General features: G+C 60.7%; 18 protein-coding genes. 6 read left to right on the forward strand and 12 right to left on the reverse strand.

Annotated features, from left to right (window positions below):
- Positions 1 to 30: 30 nt before the first annotated feature.
- From Q8R75_RS04300 to Q8R75_RS04325, 6 genes are all read right to left on the reverse strand, one after another.
- The gene (locus Q8R75_RS04300; protein ID WP_305611752.1) at positions 31 to 1,551 is read right to left on the reverse strand and encodes a TIGR03016 family PEP-CTERM system-associated outer membrane protein; all 1,521 of its coding nucleotides are present in this window, start codon (positions 1,549 to 1,551) and stop codon (positions 31 to 33) included.
- 28 nt (positions 1,552 to 1,579) lie between these two features.
- The gene (locus Q8R75_RS04305; RefSeq protein ID WP_305611754.1) at positions 1,580 to 2,575 is read right to left on the reverse strand and encodes an XrtA-associated tyrosine autokinase; all 996 of its coding nucleotides are present in this window, start codon (positions 2,573 to 2,575) and stop codon (positions 1,580 to 1,582) included.
- Positions 2,576 to 2,583: 8 nt separating this feature from the next.
- Positions 2,584 to 4,191, reverse strand: a complete 1,608-nt coding sequence (locus Q8R75_RS04310) for an XrtA system polysaccharide chain length determinant (RefSeq protein ID WP_305611755.1) — start codon at positions 4,189 to 4,191, stop codon at positions 2,584 to 2,586.
- Between the two features lie 36 nt (positions 4,192 to 4,227).
- On the reverse strand, positions 4,228 to 4,833 hold the full coding sequence (locus Q8R75_RS04315) for an XrtA/PEP-CTERM system exopolysaccharide export protein (protein WP_305626896.1): 606 nt from the start codon (positions 4,831 to 4,833) through the stop codon (positions 4,228 to 4,230).
- A gap of 106 nt (positions 4,834 to 4,939) precedes the next feature.
- Complete coding sequence (locus tag Q8R75_RS04320; protein ID WP_305611759.1) at positions 4,940 to 6,151, reverse strand: ABC transporter permease; 1,212 nt, start codon at positions 6,149 to 6,151, stop codon at positions 4,940 to 4,942.
- A 6-nt stretch (positions 6,152 to 6,157) separates the two neighbouring features.
- Positions 6,158 to 7,387 (reverse strand): FtsX-like permease family protein, encoded by a 1,230-nt coding sequence (locus tag Q8R75_RS04325; RefSeq protein ID WP_305611761.1) that lies wholly within the window; start codon positions 7,385 to 7,387, stop codon positions 6,158 to 6,160.
- Positions 7,388 to 7,502: 115 nt separating this feature from the next.
- On the opposite strand from Q8R75_RS04325, the gene Q8R75_RS04330 reads away from it, so the two are divergent.
- The 3 genes from Q8R75_RS04330 (at position 7,503) to Q8R75_RS04340 (ending at position 10,733) form a co-directional block, all read left to right on the forward strand.
- Positions 7,503 to 8,381, forward strand: coding sequence for a ThiF family adenylyltransferase (locus tag Q8R75_RS04330; protein ID WP_305626894.1), 879 nt, complete (start codon positions 7,503 to 7,505; stop codon positions 8,379 to 8,381).
- Between the two features lie 27 nt (positions 8,382 to 8,408).
- A complete protein-coding gene (locus Q8R75_RS04335; protein ID WP_305626892.1) occupies positions 8,409 to 9,476 on the forward strand; it encodes a nitroreductase family protein in 1,068 nt (355 codons plus the stop codon).
- A 207-nt stretch (positions 9,477 to 9,683) separates the two neighbouring features.
- The gene (locus tag Q8R75_RS04340; protein WP_305615494.1) at positions 9,684 to 10,733 is read left to right on the forward strand and encodes a PEP-CTERM sorting domain-containing protein; all 1,050 of its coding nucleotides are present in this window, start codon (positions 9,684 to 9,686) and stop codon (positions 10,731 to 10,733) included.
- A gap of 102 nt (positions 10,734 to 10,835) precedes the next feature.
- Here the strand turns inward: Q8R75_RS04340 and Q8R75_RS04345 are convergent, their stop codons facing one another.
- From Q8R75_RS04345 to Q8R75_RS04360, 4 genes are read right to left on the reverse strand one after another with little or no spacing between them, the layout of a single operon-like run.
- The gene (locus tag Q8R75_RS04345; protein WP_305615492.1) at positions 10,836 to 12,041 is read right to left on the reverse strand and encodes a nucleotide disphospho-sugar-binding domain-containing protein; all 1,206 of its coding nucleotides are present in this window, start codon (positions 12,039 to 12,041) and stop codon (positions 10,836 to 10,838) included.
- The gene (locus Q8R75_RS04350) at positions 12,041 to 13,174 is read right to left on the reverse strand and encodes an NAD-dependent epimerase/dehydratase family protein (protein ID WP_305615490.1); all 1,134 of its coding nucleotides are present in this window, start codon (positions 13,172 to 13,174) and stop codon (positions 12,041 to 12,043) included. Before Q8R75_RS04350 ends, Q8R75_RS04345 begins: the two co-directional genes overlap by 1 nt.
- Positions 13,175 to 13,193: 19 nt before the next feature.
- Positions 13,194 to 14,570 (reverse strand): DUF1302 family protein, encoded by a 1,377-nt coding sequence (locus Q8R75_RS04355; protein ID WP_305626890.1) that lies wholly within the window; start codon positions 14,568 to 14,570, stop codon positions 13,194 to 13,196.
- 23 nt (positions 14,571 to 14,593) lie between these two features.
- A complete protein-coding gene (locus Q8R75_RS04360; RefSeq protein ID WP_305613216.1) occupies positions 14,594 to 15,343 on the reverse strand; it encodes an ABC transporter ATP-binding protein in 750 nt (249 codons plus the stop codon).
- 54 nt (positions 15,344 to 15,397) lie between these two features.
- On the opposite strand from Q8R75_RS04360, the gene Q8R75_RS04365 reads away from it, so the two are divergent.
- Positions 15,398 to 16,219 (forward strand): outer membrane lipoprotein-sorting protein, encoded by an 822-nt coding sequence (locus tag Q8R75_RS04365; RefSeq protein ID WP_305613217.1) that lies wholly within the window; start codon positions 15,398 to 15,400, stop codon positions 16,217 to 16,219.
- Positions 16,220 to 16,279: 60 nt separating this feature from the next.
- Positions 16,280 to 17,029: a PEP-CTERM/exosortase system-associated acyltransferase gene (locus Q8R75_RS04370; RefSeq protein WP_305613218.1), complete on the forward strand. Its 750-nt coding sequence runs from the start codon at positions 16,280 to 16,282 to the stop codon at positions 17,027 to 17,029.
- A gap of 30 nt (positions 17,030 to 17,059) precedes the next feature.
- Here the strand turns inward: Q8R75_RS04370 and Q8R75_RS04375 are convergent, their stop codons facing one another.
- Both Q8R75_RS04375 and Q8R75_RS04380 read right to left on the reverse strand, forming a co-directional pair.
- On the reverse strand, positions 17,060 to 17,671 hold the full coding sequence (locus Q8R75_RS04375) for a YceI family protein (RefSeq protein ID WP_305613219.1): 612 nt from the start codon (positions 17,669 to 17,671) through the stop codon (positions 17,060 to 17,062).
- Between the two features lie 16 nt (positions 17,672 to 17,687).
- Positions 17,688 to 18,446: a CDP-alcohol phosphatidyltransferase family protein gene (locus Q8R75_RS04380; RefSeq protein WP_305613220.1), complete on the reverse strand. Its 759-nt coding sequence runs from the start codon at positions 18,444 to 18,446 to the stop codon at positions 17,688 to 17,690.
- A gap of 148 nt (positions 18,447 to 18,594) precedes the next feature.
- Here Q8R75_RS04380 and Q8R75_RS04385 point away from each other — a divergent pair, with 148 nt between their 5' ends.
- Positions 18,595 to 19,596, forward strand: a complete 1,002-nt coding sequence (locus Q8R75_RS04385; RefSeq protein ID WP_305613221.1) for a zinc-binding alcohol dehydrogenase — start codon at positions 18,595 to 18,597, stop codon at positions 19,594 to 19,596.
- Positions 19,597 to 19,604: the final 8 nt, after the last annotated feature.

Raw genomic sequence — 19,604 nt, forward strand, 5'->3', positions numbered from 1 at the left:
GCGCAACTTCGTCTGGCTAGCGCCAGCCGATCAGTTGAATCGAGTAGTCAGGGTTGCAATGACAGCATTTTCATCCACATCCCCGCTGATGACTGTGGCACGTGTCATGCGCAAGCCGATCGAGCCGTTCGTACGCGCTCCGAGAGCGGTCGACAAAGTGGCGTTCAGAACATCCCTGTTGCTGCTCAGTCCGGAAAGCGATGTTGAGCGTCCATTCGACTGCGTCGAAGAGTAGCTGAACGCGAGCGACGATCTCGACCCGATACGGTGTGAATAAGAGGCATTCCAGCCGTGCTGCCGGATGACGCTGGCACGCGAGAAATCGTCACCAGTCGCTGCCAGGGGCGACCCGACACCGCTGTCACTTTCAGTGAGAAACAGACTCAGCGACATCGTGTTGCGCGCGCCAGCGCGGCTGAGTGATATCTGGGATCGGGTTTGCAGAAATTCGCTGTCGGTCAGAATGGGACTGAGTCCGACGATGTATCGGCTGATGCCTTGACTGTCGAGGAACGCAGTCATGAGTTGCTCACGCTGGATCGGATCGGTCAGGCTCGCAAACGGTTCCAGCAGGCTAAGGCTGTCAAAGCGATCGACTACGCCCGACGGCTGGAGCAACTGCTGTGCGCGATTGGTAAGCGTACGCGCGTGCGTGGCGCTGAAAGACATGCGCGCCATACGGTGCGTCGCACTCAGCGAACTGGTGTTGGCGAAAGGCCGGTTGTCGATATCAGCCCTGACCGAGGTCCGCGGCGTTGGCGTCCATACGATGCCTGCACCGTAAGTACCCTGGAAACCCTGGTCACCAGGACTTCGCCCACTGTTGAACACATTGCCCTTCTCGAAGCCGTATCGAACGGATAACTGAAACGAAACATCAGGTCGATAAATCAGCGATCCGGTAATACGCTCTCGCTTTGTGCTCCCACGATCCGATTCGGTGGAGGTAGAGCTTACATCGACGCGCCAGCCGAGTTTTGCAGGTAAGCCTTCCAGCGCTCCGTTGAACGTCTCGGAACTCACGCTGCCAAGATTACCTGTCGATTCCGTTCGCACTGTCGAAAGGCTGGAAGACCACGTCGCAACTTCGCCCAACCGCACCTTGCCACGAAATGATGGCGTGATCGAATAGGTGCGTGTGTTGTTGAGCTGGTTCGGTGAGAGTGAATTATCGGTAGGTACGGCGTTGAAAACAGAAGTATTTTGCTGTCCGGCCACAGCACGCACATCCATGAAGAACAGGTCGTCAATGACTTCAAAGCGTCCATTCACATTGAAAGCGTGTGAAACCCTCGAAGAAAACGTCTCATCAACATAATGAAAGTATCGAGGCGTGTAGGCAGCAGTCAGATTGATGCGCGGGCTCACTCTCCTGACACTGACGCCTGGATTGACTTCGATGAGCGTATCCGACGCAGGATCATTAGGCGAAAAATTGATGTTGTCGGACGTGATCGCCCGCGTTGTCAATGTCGGTGTCACCCTCCAGTTCTCGGCGTGCGCATGCCGGGCAGGAACGACAAGCGTCCAGCCAACAATCAAGGCAGTCACGGAGCGACTGCAAAAGGCTGTCTGCTTCTTAGTCAAGGACCTTGTCGCCGGGCACTCGGGGGCGGTCAGCGCCATAGCCGTACCCGTATCCGTAATAACCATAGTAGCCGTCCGTACGTGCGTAGCGCGCCTTGTTGAGAACCACCATCCTGACTGGACAGTTACGAACCTTGTTCAGCGCCTGCTTGACCATTGTGTGCGTCGTGCGACCCGCTTCTACAACCATCAGCACTTGTCCCATTGATTGCGCGAGTACGGGCGCTTCCGTTGTGACCATCAGTGGAGGAGAGTCGAAAATGATGATCCGATCCGAATATCGATGTGCGAGCTCGACCAGCAACATGTGCATTGCACCGCTTGCGAGCAATTCGGTTGCATTCTTGTGAGGCATCCCCGCCGGGAGCAGTGTCAACTTTTCGATATTCGTACGTAACAGAACGTCGGGCAGACTGACGTTCTTGTCCAACAACACATCCATCAAACCCTTGGCAGGCGGCAATCCCAAAAGATTCAGAATGGAAGGTCTCGCAACGTCGGCGTCGACCAGGAGCACCCGATTATCGAGTTCCATTGCAATGCTCATCGCGAGGTTAATGGAATTGAAACTCTTTCCCTCACCCGGAACAGAGCTCGTCACCATTATCAGATTTCCGTTATCGACCGGCGCGGCGCCCTTGCCGTGCGCGTTCGCAAGAATCGGTCTTTTAATAACGCGAAATTCTTCGGCAATCTGGGACCGTGGTGACGAGGGCACCACAATACCCATCGAATCCAGTCGCTTCAGGTCGAGCTCGACACTGCGCGAGGCCGATTCCGGCGCCTGGATCGAAGCCCGCACTTCGGGCTCGGACTGATTCGACGAGACGGGGCTTGCGGGAACGACGGCCGTGGCACTCCCTACCGCACCTGCGGTGGGGAGCGTATTCAATGGCTCAGGCGGCAAGACAGTATCGGTCGAACCAATATCGACCCCTGCCTTCTTCAGCAGGGTGATTCGTTCAACCGCCTGTTCGATGATGCTCATGATTTTCCTTACGCGCTACGCATCACAAGCGACACGAAAGCCAATATGGCGGCGTATGTAGCCACCAAGCCGCTCACACCGCCGAAGAAAAAGACACTTCGCCGGCGTTCGTATTTCTTGCGATCGTCCGAAAGCAGCATGGAGACCGAACCCAGAACCGGCACGCCCGAGATTTCAGAGAGTTTTTGTCCATCATGAAATACGGGGCGCAGTTGAGATACGACAAAGGACGCAGCCACTCCAACAAGCAGTGCAGCGACAATGACCGCAGTAAGGAGAATAAGTCGATTGGGCGCAACAGGTTGTGGAGCAACTCGCGGCGGCTCTATCAGCCGGAACTCCGCAACACCTGTCGCGTCCATCTCCTCAGCCATCGATGCCGATTCTCGACGCGACACAAGATTGTTGTAATTCGTTTTATGAATATCGTAGTCACGATTCAACTGCGCAAATTCCGCTTCCAGCTCCGGCACAAGGCGTGACGATTGACGAAGCTTTTCCAGCCGACCTTGATATTCGGCAACCCGGGCTCCCAGAGAGGCAACAGATGCTTCTGCAGAGGCGAGAGCGATCTTGATCTGCAAGTACACGGGATTTGGAATCTGCTGCGACCCCGCCACTGGTTTTCTGGTAGCCACGGGTTCTTCTTTAGCCGCCAACGCAGCGGCTTCAGCCTCGTATCTATCAACGATCTCCTTACGCTCCGCTTCAAGTGCGCGAATGCGCGCCTTCGAAAGGACAATATCAGGATGGCGGTCTGTGTAACGCTGAAGAAGCGCCTCGATATCATTATTGATCGCTGATATCCGCGCATCAATCTCTGCGGTGGACGGACCACCCTTTGATGACTGCATTCCTTGATATGTCGACTCCGCGGCAATGGTGGGTTCTTCTCCGAGCAATTGTCTTGCCAGAGAGTCGCGTGAGTTCGACGCCTCACGCAACTCCAGCTGAGCCTGGCTCAATTGATTCTGCACCTCTCCGAGGCTTCCGAAATAATCCTTCTGTCCACCGCCTGGGCGTTCAAGATTCTTCAGTCGAAACTCTTTTACCCGATTTTCGGCTTCAAGCAGTTTCGCTTCGTAGGATTTGATCTGTTCTTCAATAAACTTCCTTGCCTGGTCGGAATCCAGCCTCTTGCTACCAAGGCCGGACTCGACGAACAGGGATACCATCGCCTGCACGACTTTTTGTGCGCGCGGTGGTTTTTCATCGCGAAATGAAACAAAGTACAAGTTGTCCCTGCCCGAACTTGACAAGGTGATCTTCGTTATCAATTCGTCAATCAGCTTGTCCTTTTCTGTCTTGGTCTTCGCCTCAAGATCAAGATCTGCCATGCGGATGAGCTTTTCGATATTCGGACGACTGATCAGCGTCCGGCTCAGCATGTTGATTTGCTGGTCAATGTTTGGCTGAACAGCCAAACCTGACATGAGTGGGCGCAAAATCGATTGAGTGTCGACGTAGATCTTTGCAGAAGCCTGATATTGATCAGGAAGGATCAATACAACACCCATTCCGATGACACCGATCAACCAGGCCGTCACCAAGCCAACCCAGCGGTAGCCCCAAGCCTGCCGCGCATACCCCGACAACTGGCCAAGAAGGTCATCCACGAGCGATCAACTCCTTGTTGAAGATGTACATGGGGCTCAGAACCAGCTCTGCGGAATGATCAGGATGTCGCCCGGCTTGACATCAACGTTTGCACTGACGTCGCCGCGGCGGATCAAGTCTTTCAGGCGCACGTTGTATTGCTTGTCGCCTTCGGAGGTGCGCAGGATGGTCGCCGCATTACCGTCGGCGAAGTCGGTGATGCCGCCCACAGCGATCATCACGTCTAGCAAGGTCATCTTCTGCTTGTAGGCCAGAGCCTGCGGTTTGGCCGCCTCGCCGATCACGCGGATCTGTTCGCTGTACGGGCCAATGCCGCCAGCGACGATGACGCTGACGATGGGATCGCGGATGTACTTGGACAGCACCTGCTCGATCTCGCGCGCCAGTGTCGTGGGGTCACGCCCGGCTGCCGGCAGGTCTTCGAACAGCGTGCCGGTGATCTTGCCGTCCGGCCGGATGGTGACCGTCGACGAAATTTCCGGATTGCGCCACACGACGATGCTGACCGAATCGCCCGGGCCGAGAATGTAGTTGTAGCCGTCGCTGTATGCCTGCGTCGGGGCGGCCGGATACGGTGACGAAGAGCACGCCACAAGCGCCAGCGGCGCAAGGAGCAAGGCACACTTGCGCAGTACTGACATCACAAAGATCGAACGAAACATTGCATCCTCCAGAAGGACAGCGGCGAGACAAGCCGCGAATCATAGCCAATGCGCCCGACAGCGCGCTCTATTGCGTCACGGCTCATCAGATGTTGTAGCGCAGCGCATCGACAATCGGCGTGCGCGATACGCGGTGGGCCGGCAAAAGCGCAGCCACCAAAGTGGCGATCAGACCGACTCCGAATGCCAGGAACACCGTGTTGGGCAGCACCCTGACGGTAGCGGTGTAGGCGACATTCGAGTTCGGCGGAGGCGGCATCGGGATACCGACCTCGCTGATCGCCAACGCCGCGAGCGTACCCAGCACGACTCCCACCACGGCGCCGAACAGACCCAACATTGCGTTCTCCACCATGACCAACCTGAACACGTAACCACGCGTGTTGCCCAGCGCCATCAGCGTACCGAATTCTCCCACACGCTCGAAGACGCTCATATTCACCGTGTTGAACACGCTGAGCAGCACCATGATCAATACAATCCATTGCAGCACGCCGAACTGCGTGCGATACAGCTCGACCGTCTTCGCGTAGAAATCAGACAGTTCCACCCAGTCCCGGATATCGAACCCCAGAGACTGCAACCGCGGAACCAGCAGATCCTTTACCAGCGCAGTGTCGGACGTGCGATGAAGCAGCAACACGATCGAATTGGCGCCATCGCGCGCCAGCAGCTCCCTCGCTGCTGCGATGGGAATCCTTACGGCACGCGTATCGAAATCTTTCGAAAAGCTTTGAAAAACGCCCACCACGTTCAGTTCTGTCGTGTTCAGGGCGCCGTCCGCAGTATTCATGATCAGCGTGACCGTGTCGCCCGGCTCAAGCGCAAGCGCCTTCGCCACGCCATCGCCGATCAGCACGCCCGACGCATCTTCGTCCTTCAGCTGCCGGCCCGCAGTGATCCGGACGAATGTACCGAGGTGATTTTCCTTGTCCGGCTCCACGCCCTCGCCGACGATGGCCCAGTCGGCCTTGCCGTTGTTGAGCAGGCCGGCGAACCGGATGCGCTGAAGCACCGTGTCCGCTTCGGGCATCTTGGCCGCAAAGCGCGCGATCTGGTCGGCGTCCTCAATGACGTACTTTTCCGGCGAGCGTGAGCCCTTCTCGTAAAAACCCTGCTTGAAAACCTGTACATGGCCGAGCTGACTGTGAATCGTGGCCTCGCCCAGCTGGGTCAGCACATCCGCCACGAAACCGCCGGTCAGAATGAGACCGGATACGCCGAATACGATGGCAGCCAGCGTCATCGAGGTACGCGATTTCTGACGGAGGATGTTGCGCAGGGCAAGTTTGAACATGGCGGTTCAGCGACTCTGGCGCAAGGCGTCGACGATGTTCATGCGCGACGCTCTCCAGGCGGGATAAAGGCTGGACACGAAGCTGCTGACCACGGCAACCAGCATCGCCTGCGCGACGATATCGAAGGTCAGCATGATCTTGCCGTCAAACCCCTCCTCCATGCCGGGCGGCGGCGGCAATGGAATACCCACCGCGGAAATTCCGACCGCCAGCAGGCAACCCAGCACAACGCCCAATCCGCCGCCCACCACGCCCAGCATCAACCCCTCCGAAACGAAAATCCGCAGGATGCGACTCCGCGTGAGGCCCAGTGCCATACAGGTACCGATTTCGCTGACCCGCTCCATGACGCTCATCGACAGCGTGTTCGAAATGCTCAGCACGATGATCATCAGGATGATCAGCCGCACCACATTGATCTGACTGGAGAACAGGTCGCGCGTCTTGTTGTAGAAGTCGGCCAATTGGTACCACGGCACGAGCTCAAGCTTGTCTGCAGGGAGCACCTTGCGCAACTCGTCGATTTTGCTGTCGGTGTCGTTGGTGCGCTCCAGCAGCACCAGCCACTGCTGTGCGCCCGTCACCTTGACCAACTGCTGTGCCAGCGCGATCGGCATGCGTAGCGCCGAATCGTCGTATTCCTTGCTGACCGAATTGAACAGACCGACGATGGGCGCCTCGATCGCATTGATGCTGCCGCCGGCTGTCGTGGTCAGCAGCACAATGGTGTCGCCGACCTGGGCATCGAGATTGATCGCCAGCCCGCGCCCCATGATCATTTCGCTGGCCCCCTCTGCGGAGAGGTTTCGACCGCGACTGATGCGGATCGAACTCGACAGCACGGCCTCGGCCTGCGGCGACACACCTTGCCCGAGGAATGCGAAGGTATTTTCGCCCTTGCTCGCCAGGCCGTTGAAACTGAGTCTGGGCGCGATCACCTTCACGCCACTGCTGGACTGCACCGCGGAACGCGCCGCATCCTCGCCCTCGATCATGAAGCCGAACGGATCCGAAGTGCCGCGCTCCACGTACCCCGGCCTGACAATCTGGATGTGGCCGAGCTGTGACTTGATCGTCGATTCGCGCATCCCGTCCATCAACCATTCGATGAATCCGGCCGAAAGGATCATGGCGACAACCCCGAAGCTGACCGCTCCGATCGCAATCATCGTGCGCCGCCCCTGCCGCAGCACGCTGCGCATGGCCAGTCGCAGATCAAGCAGCCAAAACTTCATGCGGATTCGAAGGGTAAGATGCTAAGGTATTGCCAGCATAACAGTTTTTTACTTTCCAGCAGCCGTGAGCCTTCAGCGCAAAGTTCCGCTGGAGCGATTGCCGAATGGCAGGACGATGATAAATCACTCCTCGTTTGACTATAACGAAGCATTCAGCAGGAATCTCGGGTGGTTTACCGAAGCTGAACAGCAAAAATTGCGCAGCAGCACCGTAGCGATCGCCGGGCTTGGCGGGGTCGGCGGCATTCATCTGCTGACCCTGGCGAGGCTTGGCGTCGGCCGTTTCCACATCGCAGACTTCGACACCTTCGACGTGGCCAACTTCAACCGGCAGGTGGGCGCCACGATGAGCACACTGGGCCAGCGCAAGCTCGACGTGCTGGCGGCCCAGGCGCGCGACATCAACCCGGAAATAGAGCTGAAGCTGTTTCCTCATGGCGTTTCGGCCGAATCCCCCGACGACTTCCTGCGCGGTGCGGACATATATATAGATGGACTCGATTTTTTCGCCTTTTCGGCGCGCCGCGCGACGTTTTCTGCCTGCCATCGGCTGCGTATTCCAGCCGTGACCGCGGCGCCGCTCGGCATGGGTTCGGCCCTGCTCATCTTTCTGCCCGACGCGATGAGTTTCGAGGAGTACTTCCGGCTTGAAGGATGCGACGAAACCGAACAGGCGCTGCGCTTTCTGGTCGGTCTGGCGCCGGCAGGCCTGCACCGCCCGTATCTGGTCGAGCCCTCGCGCATCAATCTGGCGGCACGGCGCGGCCCCTCGACCATGATCGCGTGCAATCTGTGCGCGGGTTTCGCCGCCGCCGAAGGCATCAAGCTGCTGCTCGGTCGCGGCGACGTGCGCGCCGCGCCCTGGGGTCTGCAGTACGACGCCTTCCGCAACAAGCTGGTGCGTACCTGGCGGCCGGGTGGCAACAACAACCCGCTGCAGCGACTGATCATGTCCATCGGTCGTCGGCAGCTCGCACGCAAACCTTCGGCCTGACACCTCATCCAACGCGAGGCACTCCCCATGCGCGTCATCGAACAGATCCTCGACCTCGCCCGCTGGGCGCCCAGCGGCGACAACACGCAGCCCTGGCGCTTCGAAATCCTGGCCGACGACCATGTACTGATTCACGGCCTCGACACGCGACACGACTGCGTGTACGACCTCGAAGGACATGCAAGCCAGCTGGCGCACGGCGCACTGCTGGAAACGTTGCGCATCGCCGCCACCCGACATGGCGTGCGCGCTGTGTGGGCGCGCAGGGCGGGCACGCCAGACACCCATCTTCTGTACGACGTACGACTGCAGCCGGACCCGACGCTGACGGAAGACCCGCTCCTTGCCTATATAGAGCGACGGAGCGTTCAGCGACGCCCGATGCCTGGTGCGCCTCTGACGAGTGCCGAACGCAGCGCACTCGAAGCCACGGCACATCCGTTCAGGGTGCGCTGGTTCGAATCAAGATCGGAGCGATGGTCAATCGCCCGGCTGAATTTCGCCAATGCCAAGATCCGCCTGACCATCCGCGAGGCGTACGAGGTGCACAAGCGGGTCATCGAATGGGGCGCGCGGTTCAGCGAGGACCGCATACCCGAAGCGGCGGTCGGTGTGGATCCGATGACGGCGAAAATGATGAAGTGGGTCATGCACAGCTGGCCGCGTGTCGAGTTTTTTAACGCGTGGCTCGCTGGCACCTTCGCGCCCCGCGTCCAGCTCGACCTGATTCCCGGCATCGTATGCTCGGCTCATGCCTGCCTGATCGCGCCGGAGCCCATGGAGACAGTCGAGCAGCGGGTGACCGCCGGCGCCGCGGTTCAACGCTTCTGGCTGACCTGCGAACAGCTCGGCCTGCAGCACCAGCCGGAAATGACACCCCTCATTTTCAGCCACTACACGCGCAGCGGGCTGCGCTTCACGACCTCCGACAGCGCTCTGACCAGCGCTCGTACGCTGAGCGATACGCTTGAATCCATGCTCGGCAGGACTGATCTGGATCGCGCGTCCTGGCTATGCCGCGTTGGCCGGTCCCGCAACGCGCCGGGACGTTCCCTGCGCAAATCCGTGCAGCGCCTTCGGCCAGAGTCGAACTGAGCGTTCCGCGCACCGGGCGAACGGGTAGGCCAGCGCTGTCGGAATACTTTACAAAATCCGATCAGCACTTGAACGGGTACGCGGCAATCCCGAATTATTTAAAATAAAACCTTTTTTATTCAAACACCTATACAAGACAGTAAAAACTGGCCCAGCGATTGCTTTAGTAGTTCCGTGGGTTCAGTAACCAACCAGTCGGAGTTAAAAATGATCAAGTTCTCGAAGATTGCGATCGCCGCGGCAATCGCCACTGCATTCTCGGTTTCGGCGCACGCAGCGCCGATCAGTGTCACAACGCCGAACGGCACGGTCAGCGGCATCACGTCGTTTGACTGGGCACCGTCGCCGGTGCTGGCCCAGGGCGGCAATACAGCCTTTGCCCGCCTCGCCAACGGTATCAATGATGGTGTGCTCGGCACCAACCTGACCACCGCAGGCACCCCGCTCGTCGGCAACGCTTTCACGGTCTACTCGCAAGGTCGTCTGAATCTGTTCCAGGACGGAACGGGCGCAGCCACCTCGGGTCTCTGGACCGGTGCCGGCAGCACCGCAGGCAAGTACGAAGTGACGTTTGAACTGGCTTACACGGAAATCGTCGGAGCAGCATCGACGTTCCCGACCAACCAGGCATTCTTCGACTTCGCCGCCGTCCAGACGACGAACTACTTCCGCATCTACGTGCAGGATCTGGATGCAGGCGGTGCAGTGGCTTCCAACTACGCTTCCGGCCTGGGTTTCTCGGACGGCACCATGGTGTTTGAAGGCGTCGTCGCTCCGGCCGCATCGCAAGCCGGCGTATTCTCGAACTTCTCAACCGGCGCTGGTATTGTTCCGCTGGGTAGCGATGGTGACGCGAGCAACGGCGTTTCGCCCTTCTCGGCAAACCCGAGCGTAACCGGCAGCGGCAGCACGCCGATCATCGACCTGCTGACGGTTGTTCCGACGACGTACGATCTGTCGTTCTGGAATGGTCAACTGATCGAGTTCCTGATTTCGAACATCAATCAGAACCTGCCCTTCACGTCGGTCGATCCGTCGGCAACCTTCATCGGCGGCTCCATCGTTCCGAACATCGGCGCGGTGAATGGCGGTACGACGTTCGTTCCGGGCACGGGTCTCGTGGCTGCTGGCCCGGACATCCTGTTCCAGACCGATCCGAACGGCCCGGTGCAACAACGTGTTCCGGAACCCGGCACGCTGGCTCTGGCTGGCCTCGCTCTGGGCGCACTCAGCCTGGCACGTCGCCGCAAGGCCTGATCGGTTAAAGCCGATTGAAAAAAACGGGAGCGAAAGCTCCCGTTTTTTTTCGTCCTGACACAATGAACAATGGCGCTTGAAGCGAGGTTGAAGGCGCCCTTTTCAGGCCTTGAGGATCGTGCCGATCAGATCGTTCAGCCGTTTGCCGGCGACGAAACCTGAAAAATCAGCGCGCACACGCCCGGCTGCAGTGGCGAAACCCGGATCCCGGACCATGCGGTCGACCGCGACCTTCAACTCATCCTGTTTCACCGTGCCCGCACGCAGGCAAATGCCGGCGCCGGCATCCTGCACCCGCGACATGGTAAGGAACTGATCCATGTTCGAACAGATACCGATCACCGGCCGCCCCTCAGACAGCGCCTGATAGACGGTCGCGCTGCCGCCATTGCAGATGACGAAGTCCGCGCGCGCTGCGGCTGAAGCTCCTGGCAGATAATCGGCGACGAAACAGGAAGCACTGCTGGCCGCAACATTCGAACGACCGGCGGTGGCCGTCATGCACTGCACGCCTTGCCGTTCGAGCACGTCGAACAACATCGGCAGCAGGTCGACGCGTCCGGTCGAACCCAGGGTCAGGTAAGCCAGCGGCCCATCGGGAATCTGCGTCCACCACTCGGGCAGCGGCGTATCCGGTGACCAGACGATGGGGCCGATGAAATGATGATTCGACGGACAGTCGGCTGTGACCGGCACCAGAGACGGCGTATCGGCATACAACGTGAAATCGCCGTCGGTATAGGCGTAGCGAACATCCGGAAAGGTCGACAAGCCATGCTTGCGCCGCAGCGCATTCAGCGGTCGTGCATGCAGGCGGAACGCGATGGGCTGCGCCATCCGGAAGATGGGCGTTGCCAGGGTCGGGCCGAGAAGGCGGGTGAGCGTGATGTCGGGGAGAGGAAAGCGCCGATGCACAGACCACGGACTCCAGTGCGCATTGCACAGCGCCATATACGGGATGCCCGCGACCCGCGCGGACACGCTGAGCGAAAGGCGAAAATCCCCCACCACGACATCCGGCTGCTCTCGTTGGAGCAATTCGACGTCCTGTTCGACATATCGCGCAAGTTCGGCCTGGGTGTACAACGGCGCACCTTCGGCGAGACGTTCAAGGAAAAGCGCGGGCGCAATGCTGTCGATGGCGATACGCGACAGACCCGTGCCGCGCAGGCACAGGTCGAACGCCCCGGCCGACGCAATACTGACATCGCACGCGGGCGCGAGCGCCTGCGCGAGAACGACCGGGCGCGCAACATGCGCAAGCGAGACCGCCTCCGCCACGAACAGCACGCGGCGGCGCTCAGCCATCAGGCGCTCCCGGCGCGGCCGAACAAACCGAAACGGGTCAGCTCGGACACCGTCTGTTGATAACGGTCTTCGGACGCCTGCGTACGCGCCCAGGTCTCGAATTCGGCCATGCCGGCATCGAGTGTGCAGGCCGGCGCGTAGCCAAGCTGCGCGCGCGAGGTACTCAGATCTGCAACGCAACCGAAGATGTCGCCCACCCGGAACTCGCCCTTGTCTTCCATCGACACCGGCTTTCCTGCGGCGCGGGCGAGAGCATTCGCAATGTCGGCGATGGTGCTCGACACGCCGGCGCCCACATTGAAGACCGCGCCGGACGCCACGTCCTGCGTCAGCGACAACAGGTTGGCGGCGACCACATCCGATACATGCACGAAGTCTCGCACCGGCAAGCCGCCTTCGTAGACCGAAATCGGCTGACCCGCGCAGATGCGCGAGTAGAAGATCGACACCACCCCGGTGTACGGGTTGCGCAAGGACTGGCGGGAGCCGAACACATTGAAGTAGCGCAGGATGGTGGCCGGGATACCGAAGGTCGAGGCGGCGTAGCCGACGTAGTCTTCCTGCTGCTTCTTGGTGATCGCATAGACCGAAAACGGCTCGGCCAGCTTGTTCTCGGGTGTCGGTACAACATCGAGATCAGCGCCGCACACCGGACAGGGCATGGCGAACCGGCCTGCCTGCAGACGCTCCCGGGCGCGGGCGCCCGGAAACTGTGCGCCATGTTCGGCACACCGATAGGCCCCCTCGCCGTAGATGGCCCGGGACGAAGACAGCAGGAAGCGCTTGATCTTGTGCCCACCCTTGACGATGCCCTCGATCAGGGTCGTCGTGCCGAGGCAATTCACGCGCACGTAGTGGGCCATGTCGTACATGCTTTGCCCCACGCCGGTCAGCGAGGCGAAGTGGAACACGGCATCAACGCCTTCCAGCGCGCGCGCGACATCGGCTGCGTCGCACACGTCCCCGACCATCAACTCGACTTCAGGCGCGAGGTAGACCGGTCGTTGCCGGCCCTCGCCATGTATCTGCGGATCGAGTATGTCGAGCGCACGCACGCTGTGGCCGTGCGCGAGAAGCGCATCGGCGGTATGCGAGCCGATGAAACCAGCACCACCCGTAATCAGTACTCGCATTGACGACCCCGCTTTCGGCTCAGAATGAGTAGCGCATTTCGCCGTAATAGCGATCCGATTCGCCGTAACGACCGAAGAAACCATTCGAGTTGCCGCCGAAAAGGTCGGCGCCGAACATGGCGCGCAAATTCGACTGAACGCGCCAGATGACCTTCGGCCGGAACATGTAGTCGTTGCGCACCAACGACTGCACCCACAGCACCTCGCCTTCCACGCGTTCGCCGAATTTGTGGTGATACAGCAGCGACATGCCGTTCTCGCGCTTGGACGCCAGCAACTCCGGTGCGCGATCGTTGTGATAACGCTCGAAGTACTGGACGTTGAAACGCGCTTCGTTCTCGAGCGGGAAATCGAGGCCAACCGCGTAGTCGACCATGTTCTGCTTGACCAGGCCGTCCGCGCCGGGCAGCGACGTCGGCGCGCGCCGGTCCAGCGTCAGCACCCCTTCGGCGCGCAGCAACACGCGGCCGAAGTCCTTGCTCAGCGTTGAACCGTACTGATGTATCCAGTCATGCTCCGGCGTATACACCGCGGTCGGACCGACGATCTGGCGGGCGAAGGTCGGGTTGACGTCGAGGCTGCGGTAGTAAAAGGCCGACAGGTCCCAACCCTTCATCAGCGTGCTGACGCGCAGACCGTAGTTCGAATTGCTCAACTTGCGATCCGGTCGCACCTGATCGTTGTAGACAGCTGTCAACCCGGAGATTTCGGGCTGGACAGGGTAGTAGTCGCCGCCGAAACGCCCGATGTTGTCGACGCTCACATAAGGTATCCAGACGACTTCCGCATGCACATTGCCGAGGAAGTACTCGGCGCGTGCGGCCCACTGTGGAATACGCAACTGGTCGAATTCGGGGTTGAAGAATTCGCGGGTGTCCTTGGCCGATACGACGTCGGCGAAGAAAAGACCGACCATTTCGCCCCATACGATGTGCTGGCGTCCGAGTCGAAGTTCCATGTTGCCCAGCGGCACATCGACGAACACCTCACGCCACTGGAACTCGCTGCGCTTGTCGTCACGCACATTCGCATTGTAGAAATCGTCTTCCCAGCCATAGGCGAAATCGTAATCGACGCGCCCGAAGGCCTTCCACTTGATGCCCTGCCCGAAGCTGCCGCTGCGCCCCAACTCGTTGCGCCAGCGCGCCTTCGACCAGTGGCTGTCACCGGCCACGGTGCGGGCCAGTTCGAACTGCGTGAATCCCTTCCAGCCGGACGTCGCGGGTGCCGATGCTTCGCCCAGATCCGGCAATGAACCCCCTGCGTCCGACTTCGCCGGTGTGTCGGACGCCGGTGCGTCGAGGAAGAGGTCGTCCAGCGGATCGGCGGCGTGCGCTGGGGGAAATGCGACAAGCAGCGCGATGGCCAACGATGGAATGACCGCATTCCGCTTCATCGGGGGCATGACTCGGGACATCATCACGCCGCCTTGTCGGCAGCCGGCTTCGGCGGCTTGACATATGACCACTCACCCGGCGATTTCTGCACACCCAGTGCGGTCAATTCGCCGTCTTCGATGCGGACCAGACGGTCGGCCATCGACATGACGCGCTTGTCATGAGTGGAAAATATGAAGGTTGTTTTCAAGGTACGGTTGATCTCACGCATCAATTCAAGAATCGCGTCACCCGTCTTGCGATCAAGGTTGGCGGTCGGTTCGTCTGCCAGCACGATAGCGGGCTGTGCGGCCAGCGCCCGGGCGATCGCCACACGCTGGCGCTGGCCGCCGGACAATTCGTTCGGTCGATTATTCATCTTTTTGCCCAGTCCGACCACGTCCAGGAAATAGCGGACGCGCCGGTCTCGTTCTTCCTTGCCGACTTCCGGCAACTGAAGCAACGGATACTCGACGTTTTCGTAGGCGGTGAGTACCGGCAGCAGATTGAAGGTCTGGAATATGAAACCGATGGTGCGAGCGCGCAGCCCGGCCAGTTGATCCGGCGTCTGACCGGACACATCCTGCCCGTTGATCAGTATCTGCCCGCTGGTCGGCGTGTCGATGCAACCGATCAGATTGAGGAGGGTCGACTTGCCGCTGCCGGAGGGACCGGCGATGGCGATGAACACGCCGTCCTCAATATCGAGCGTGATATTCTTCAACGCGGTCACCAGCTGGCCGCCCAGCATGTAACTGCGGCTCACGTTCCGGATCTGGACGACGTTATTCATCAATACGCCCGGCTAGAGTTGAGGGCGGGACGCCCGCCACTGGAGACATCACGAATGGCATTGCTTTCCTGCATCCGTCCGGCTGAACGACGGACCCGCTCATTGCGCGCTGCAGCAGTACCCAATCGCCTGGCATCGCTTGCTCGCTGCGTACTCGCTTCGGTCGCATTGGGTTCGGCATTTCTTGTTGCCCAGCCTGCCTTTGCTCAGGATGCCGCGAGTATAGTGGAAAAGGCCGACACGATCCGCTTCCCGCGCGAGGCCTTCCAGGTCGAAGTCAGCATCACGTCAAACAGCTCGAGCGGTGAAGAATTCCGCAAGTTCAGGATTCTGTCCAAGGGCAGCAGCAACACGATCATCCAGACCATCGAACCGGCGTCCGAGCGCGGGCAGATACTGTTGATGAAAGAACGTGACCTGTGGGCATTCCTGCCGACGGTATCGCAACCGGTACGCCTCTCCCTCGCCCAGCGTCTGACGGGTCAGGTGGCAAACGGTGATCTTGCGCGCGCCAATTTTTCCGGGGATTACACGCCCAGACTGATCGGGGTCGAGAAGATCGATGGCGCCGATCACCATGCACTGGAGCTCACGGCAGTGGATCGCTCGGTGACCTATGCACGCGTGCTCTACTGGGTCCGTGTGAGCAATGGCGCGCCACACAAGGCCGAGTTTTATTCACTTTCGGGAAAACTGCTGAAAACCTGCGTGTACGACGAGTACAAGACCTTGGGCGGAAAATTGCGGCCGACGCGGCTGGTCATGCAGGATGCCCTCAGGGAAGGCGATCAATCTGTGCTTGAATACAGCGCATTGCAGTTGCGCGAACTCCCGGACAAGATATTCACGAAGGAATATCTGAAAAAGGTGGAGTAGCCGCATCCTGCCGTCACGTCGCGGAACGAATCCAGCGTCGTCTATCGTGGTCAGATCATCATGTTTCTGCTCGAAGTCGGAAACCTAAAAGATAATTTTGCCAAGTATTTCTCGGTGGAAGCGGCCGTCACCGACGAACTCAAGCACGAGGTGTTTCGCGTCAGACACGCGGTGTACTGCGAAGAGCTTGGCTACGAAAACACCAATCCGGAACACCAGGAAACCGACAGCTACGACGAGCGGTCATTGCACATCGCGTTGCGCGCACAGGCACACGGCCGCATTGTTGGCTGTGTCCGGCTGGTGCAGTGCGACCCCGATACGCCGGAAAAACTGCTGCCATTCGAAAATCTCTGCGCCGATGCCATAGACCGGTCGATCATCGATCCGGCGAAGGTGGATCGATGCGCCATGGTCGAAATTTCGCGCCTGGCGGTGTTGTCCGATTACCGCAAGCGGAAGGGCGACAGCGGCAGCCCGATGGCGATTTCCGACGAAGACATGGGCACGCGCGATCAGCCGCGTTTCCCGTACATCCCGGTCGGCCTGTATCTGGGCCTGCTCGTGGCGGCGGAACTGCACGGCATCGAACACTTGTTCACGCTTACCGAAGCGCGGCTGGCGCGACACCTGTCGGCGCTGGGGTTTCGCATACACCTGATCGGGCGCGCGATCGAACATCGCGGCAAGCGCGTGCCGTCAGTCATCTACCGCACCGAACTGATGGCCCACCTGCCCGCTTTCATGCAGCCGCTGTACGACCAGATGAAGCAGGACATGTCGCGCCAGTACGCGTGCGAGCCGGCCTGAATCAAGATTGCTTCGCCGGCGGCGGGCCGGCTACTGCCTGATTGCCTCCAGTTCGAAGGTCAGCGCCACTTCATCGCCGACCAGCCCCTTTTCCACGCCGTAGGTCATGCCCCATTCGCTGCGCCGTATCGTCGTGCGCGCCGAAATGCCCAGCGTGTGCTTCTTGTGGCCGAACGGGTAGCTGGCCGCCTTGTTCAGCGTCACGTCGAGCGTGACCGGGCGGGTCTGGCCTAGCAGAGTCAGCTTGCCTGCCAGCTTGCCGGCTGCAGGGCTGGTCGTTTCGAATCCGGTGGCTTCGAACACGATGTCCGGATACTGTTTGGCGTCGAGGAAGTCGTTTTCCCGCACGTGGTTGTCGCGCGCCTTGTGGTTGGTGAACACGCTGTCGGCCGACACGACGACGCGCCCCGAACTGAGTTTGCGCGTCTGTTCGTCGTAGACGAAGCTGCCCTTGCCTTTCAGGAACAGGCCGAGGGTGTCGGCGAAGCCGATGTGGGCGACCCCGAAACCGATCGAAAAGTGATCGGGATCGATGTCGTAGGTGCGCGGCTCGGCGTGCGCAGCAACACCAAACGTGCCGCAGGCCAGTGCGACAAGCAGCGGGCGGTACAGCTGCTGCAGAAGCGGATGCGTCGTTTTCATGGCAAGCCCTCCCGGTTCAGTCGGAAATCCGACAAAGATCAGTGTGCGCCCGCCGGCGGTACAGCCAGCGGATGTCGATGAAGAACGAGGCGGCGAGCGCAAGCAGAGCGACGCCCAGCAGCGCGGCCGTGGTACGCGCATCGACGGCCGGCAGCAGGCACGCCAGCAGGCAGGCCACTTGCACCACACATACCGTCTTGCGGCGCACGCTGTCCGGCAGCGGGTGATCGAGCCAGCGCCAGACCGGCATCGCGGCGACGAAGGCGTAGCGCATCGCCCCGATCGCCAGTACCCAGGGCCCGACCTTGCCGAGCAGTACCGGCGCCAGGCACAGCACCGCGATCAGGAATGCGTCGAGTTCCATGTCGAAGCGCGCACCGAAATCGCTGGCGGCGTCAAAGCGGCGGGCGACCCAGCCATCGACCCCGTCGAGCAGCAACGCGGCAAGCGCCAGCACGGCGAACGGCGTCGCCTGTGCCGCCAGCGAAGATGGGCTCGCCAGCGCGCCGGCCAGCAACGCCACCAGCAACGCGCGAAACAGCGTCACGCGATTGGCCGCGCCCAGCGGCCGACGCCCGTCCGGCCAGCAGCGCAGCAGCAATGCAGCCATCACCATATAAACAAGCAGCGTGGCAACGCCGACCCCCGGCGGCAGATCGAGCGCGTGCGCAAGGGTGGCCGTCAGGATGGCGAGCAGCACGCCACCCGCCAGCAGATCCACCCACATCGGCGGCACCGCGTTCAACGGTCGCGCGTCACCCAGTCCTGCTGCCAAGCCGATCTCCCTGAGTCCTGTCCCGCGGTGTCTGCAATTTCCGACATCGTGCAACCTTCAGTCGTGGCGGCACGTCCATCCACCTGCATACTTCAGCTCGCGTTTCGATCCGTTGAAGCACCGAATCGTTCGCTCACGACGAAAAACCATGCCCACCGATCACACGTCTGCATTCTGGACCGTCCCGCCCGGCGCCGGCGAACTGCGCACCGAAGCGCTGCCTGCGCTGCGCGCCGGTGAGGTGCGCGTGCGCGCGCTGTACAGCGGCATCAGCCGCGGCACCGAAAGTCTCGTATTCCGTGGCGAAGTCCCGGCAAGCGAGTATCAGCGCATGCGCGCCCCATTCCAGCAAGGGGACTTCCCCGGTCCGGTGAAGTACGGCTACATCAGCGTCGGCATCGTCGAGGACGGCATGGGCAAACAGGCGGCAGCGCTGCGCGGCCGCACCGTGTTTTGCCTGCACCCGCACCAGCAGCGCTATGTGGTGCCGGCCGACGCTGTCGTGCCGCTGCCCGAAGGCCTGCCGGCGGCGCGCGCAGTATTGGCCGCCAATATGGAAACCGCGATCAACGCCGTGTGGGATGCCGCGCCATCGGTCGGTGATCGCATTGCGGTCATCGGGGCCGGCGTCGTCGGCACCCTGGTCGCCTGGCTTTGCGCGCGCATCCCGGGCACCCAGGTTTCGCTGATCGACATCGATCCGGGCCGAGCCGCGCCGGCCGCTGCGCTCGGCCTCGCCTTGCGCGTGCCCAACGCGGCCGACTGCCCACAGGAATGCGACCTCGTCATCCATGCCAGCGGCAGCGCCTCCGGCCTGCGCAGCGCGCTGGCGATGGCCGGCTTCGAAGCGACCGTGGTCGAAATGAGCTGGTTCGGCCAGCAGACGGTCGCGCTGCCACTGGGCGAAGCCTTCCACGCAAAGCGCCTCACGCTGCGTTCCAGCCAGGTCGGTCACCTGCCGCCCACGCGACTGCCGCGCTGGACTTATCGGCGGCGTATGGAACTCGCGCTGTCGCTGCTCGTCGACCACAGTCTTGACGCCCTGATCAGCGGTGAAAGCGATTTCGCCGGGCTGCCCGAACTGATGCCCGCGCTGGCTACGGATGGCGCCGGTGTGCTGTGCCACCGCATCCGCTACCCGGGCGCCTGACCTTCTGC

The sequence above is a fragment of the Methyloversatilis sp. genome, from assembly GCF_030696805.1.
Classification (GTDB): domain Bacteria; phylum Pseudomonadota; class Gammaproteobacteria; order Burkholderiales; family Rhodocyclaceae; genus Methyloversatilis.

What these genes read in the sequence shown, in the direction of transcription:
- Q8R75_RS04340 (WP_305615494.1), top strand. Translation starts at nt 9,684, where the DNA reads ATGATCAAGTTCTCGAAGATTGCGATCGCCGCGGCAATCGCCACTGCA.
- Q8R75_RS04345 (WP_305615492.1), bottom strand. Translation starts at nt 12,041, where the DNA reads ATGGCTGAGCGCCGCCGCGTGCTGTTCGTGGCGGAGGCGGTCTCGCTT.
- Q8R75_RS04375 (WP_305613219.1), bottom strand. Translation starts at nt 17,671, where the DNA reads ATGAAAACGACGCATCCGCTTCTGCAGCAGCTGTACCGCCCGCTGCTT.
- Q8R75_RS04325 (WP_305611761.1), bottom strand. Translation starts at nt 7,387, where the DNA reads ATGAAGTTTTGGCTGCTTGATCTGCGACTGGCCATGCGCAGCGTGCTG.
- Q8R75_RS04360 (WP_305613216.1), bottom strand. Translation starts at nt 15,343, where the DNA reads ATGAATAACGTCGTCCAGATCCGGAACGTGAGCCGCAGTTACATGCTG.
- Q8R75_RS04385 (WP_305613221.1), top strand. Translation starts at nt 18,595, where the DNA reads ATGCCCACCGATCACACGTCTGCATTCTGGACCGTCCCGCCCGGCGCC.
- Q8R75_RS04330 (WP_305626894.1), top strand. Translation starts at nt 7,503, where the DNA reads ATGATAAATCACTCCTCGTTTGACTATAACGAAGCATTCAGCAGGAAT.
- Q8R75_RS04305 (WP_305611754.1), bottom strand. Translation starts at nt 2,575, where the DNA reads ATGAGCATCATCGAACAGGCGGTTGAACGAATCACCCTGCTGAAGAAG.
- Q8R75_RS04335 (WP_305626892.1), top strand. Translation starts at nt 8,409, where the DNA reads ATGCGCGTCATCGAACAGATCCTCGACCTCGCCCGCTGGGCGCCCAGC.
- Q8R75_RS04350 (WP_305615490.1), bottom strand. Translation starts at nt 13,174, where the DNA reads ATGCGAGTACTGATTACGGGTGGTGCTGGTTTCATCGGCTCGCATACC.
- Q8R75_RS04315 (WP_305626896.1), bottom strand. Translation starts at nt 4,833, where the DNA reads ATGTCAGTACTGCGCAAGTGTGCCTTGCTCCTTGCGCCGCTGGCGCTT.
- Q8R75_RS04320 (WP_305611759.1), bottom strand. Translation starts at nt 6,151, where the DNA reads ATGTTCAAACTTGCCCTGCGCAACATCCTCCGTCAGAAATCGCGTACC.
- Q8R75_RS04370 (WP_305613218.1), top strand. Translation starts at nt 16,280, where the DNA reads ATGTTTCTGCTCGAAGTCGGAAACCTAAAAGATAATTTTGCCAAGTAT.
- Q8R75_RS04365 (WP_305613217.1), top strand. Translation starts at nt 15,398, where the DNA reads ATGGCATTGCTTTCCTGCATCCGTCCGGCTGAACGACGGACCCGCTCA.
- Q8R75_RS04355 (WP_305626890.1), bottom strand. Translation starts at nt 14,570, where the DNA reads ATGAAGCGGAATGCGGTCATTCCATCGTTGGCCATCGCGCTGCTTGTC.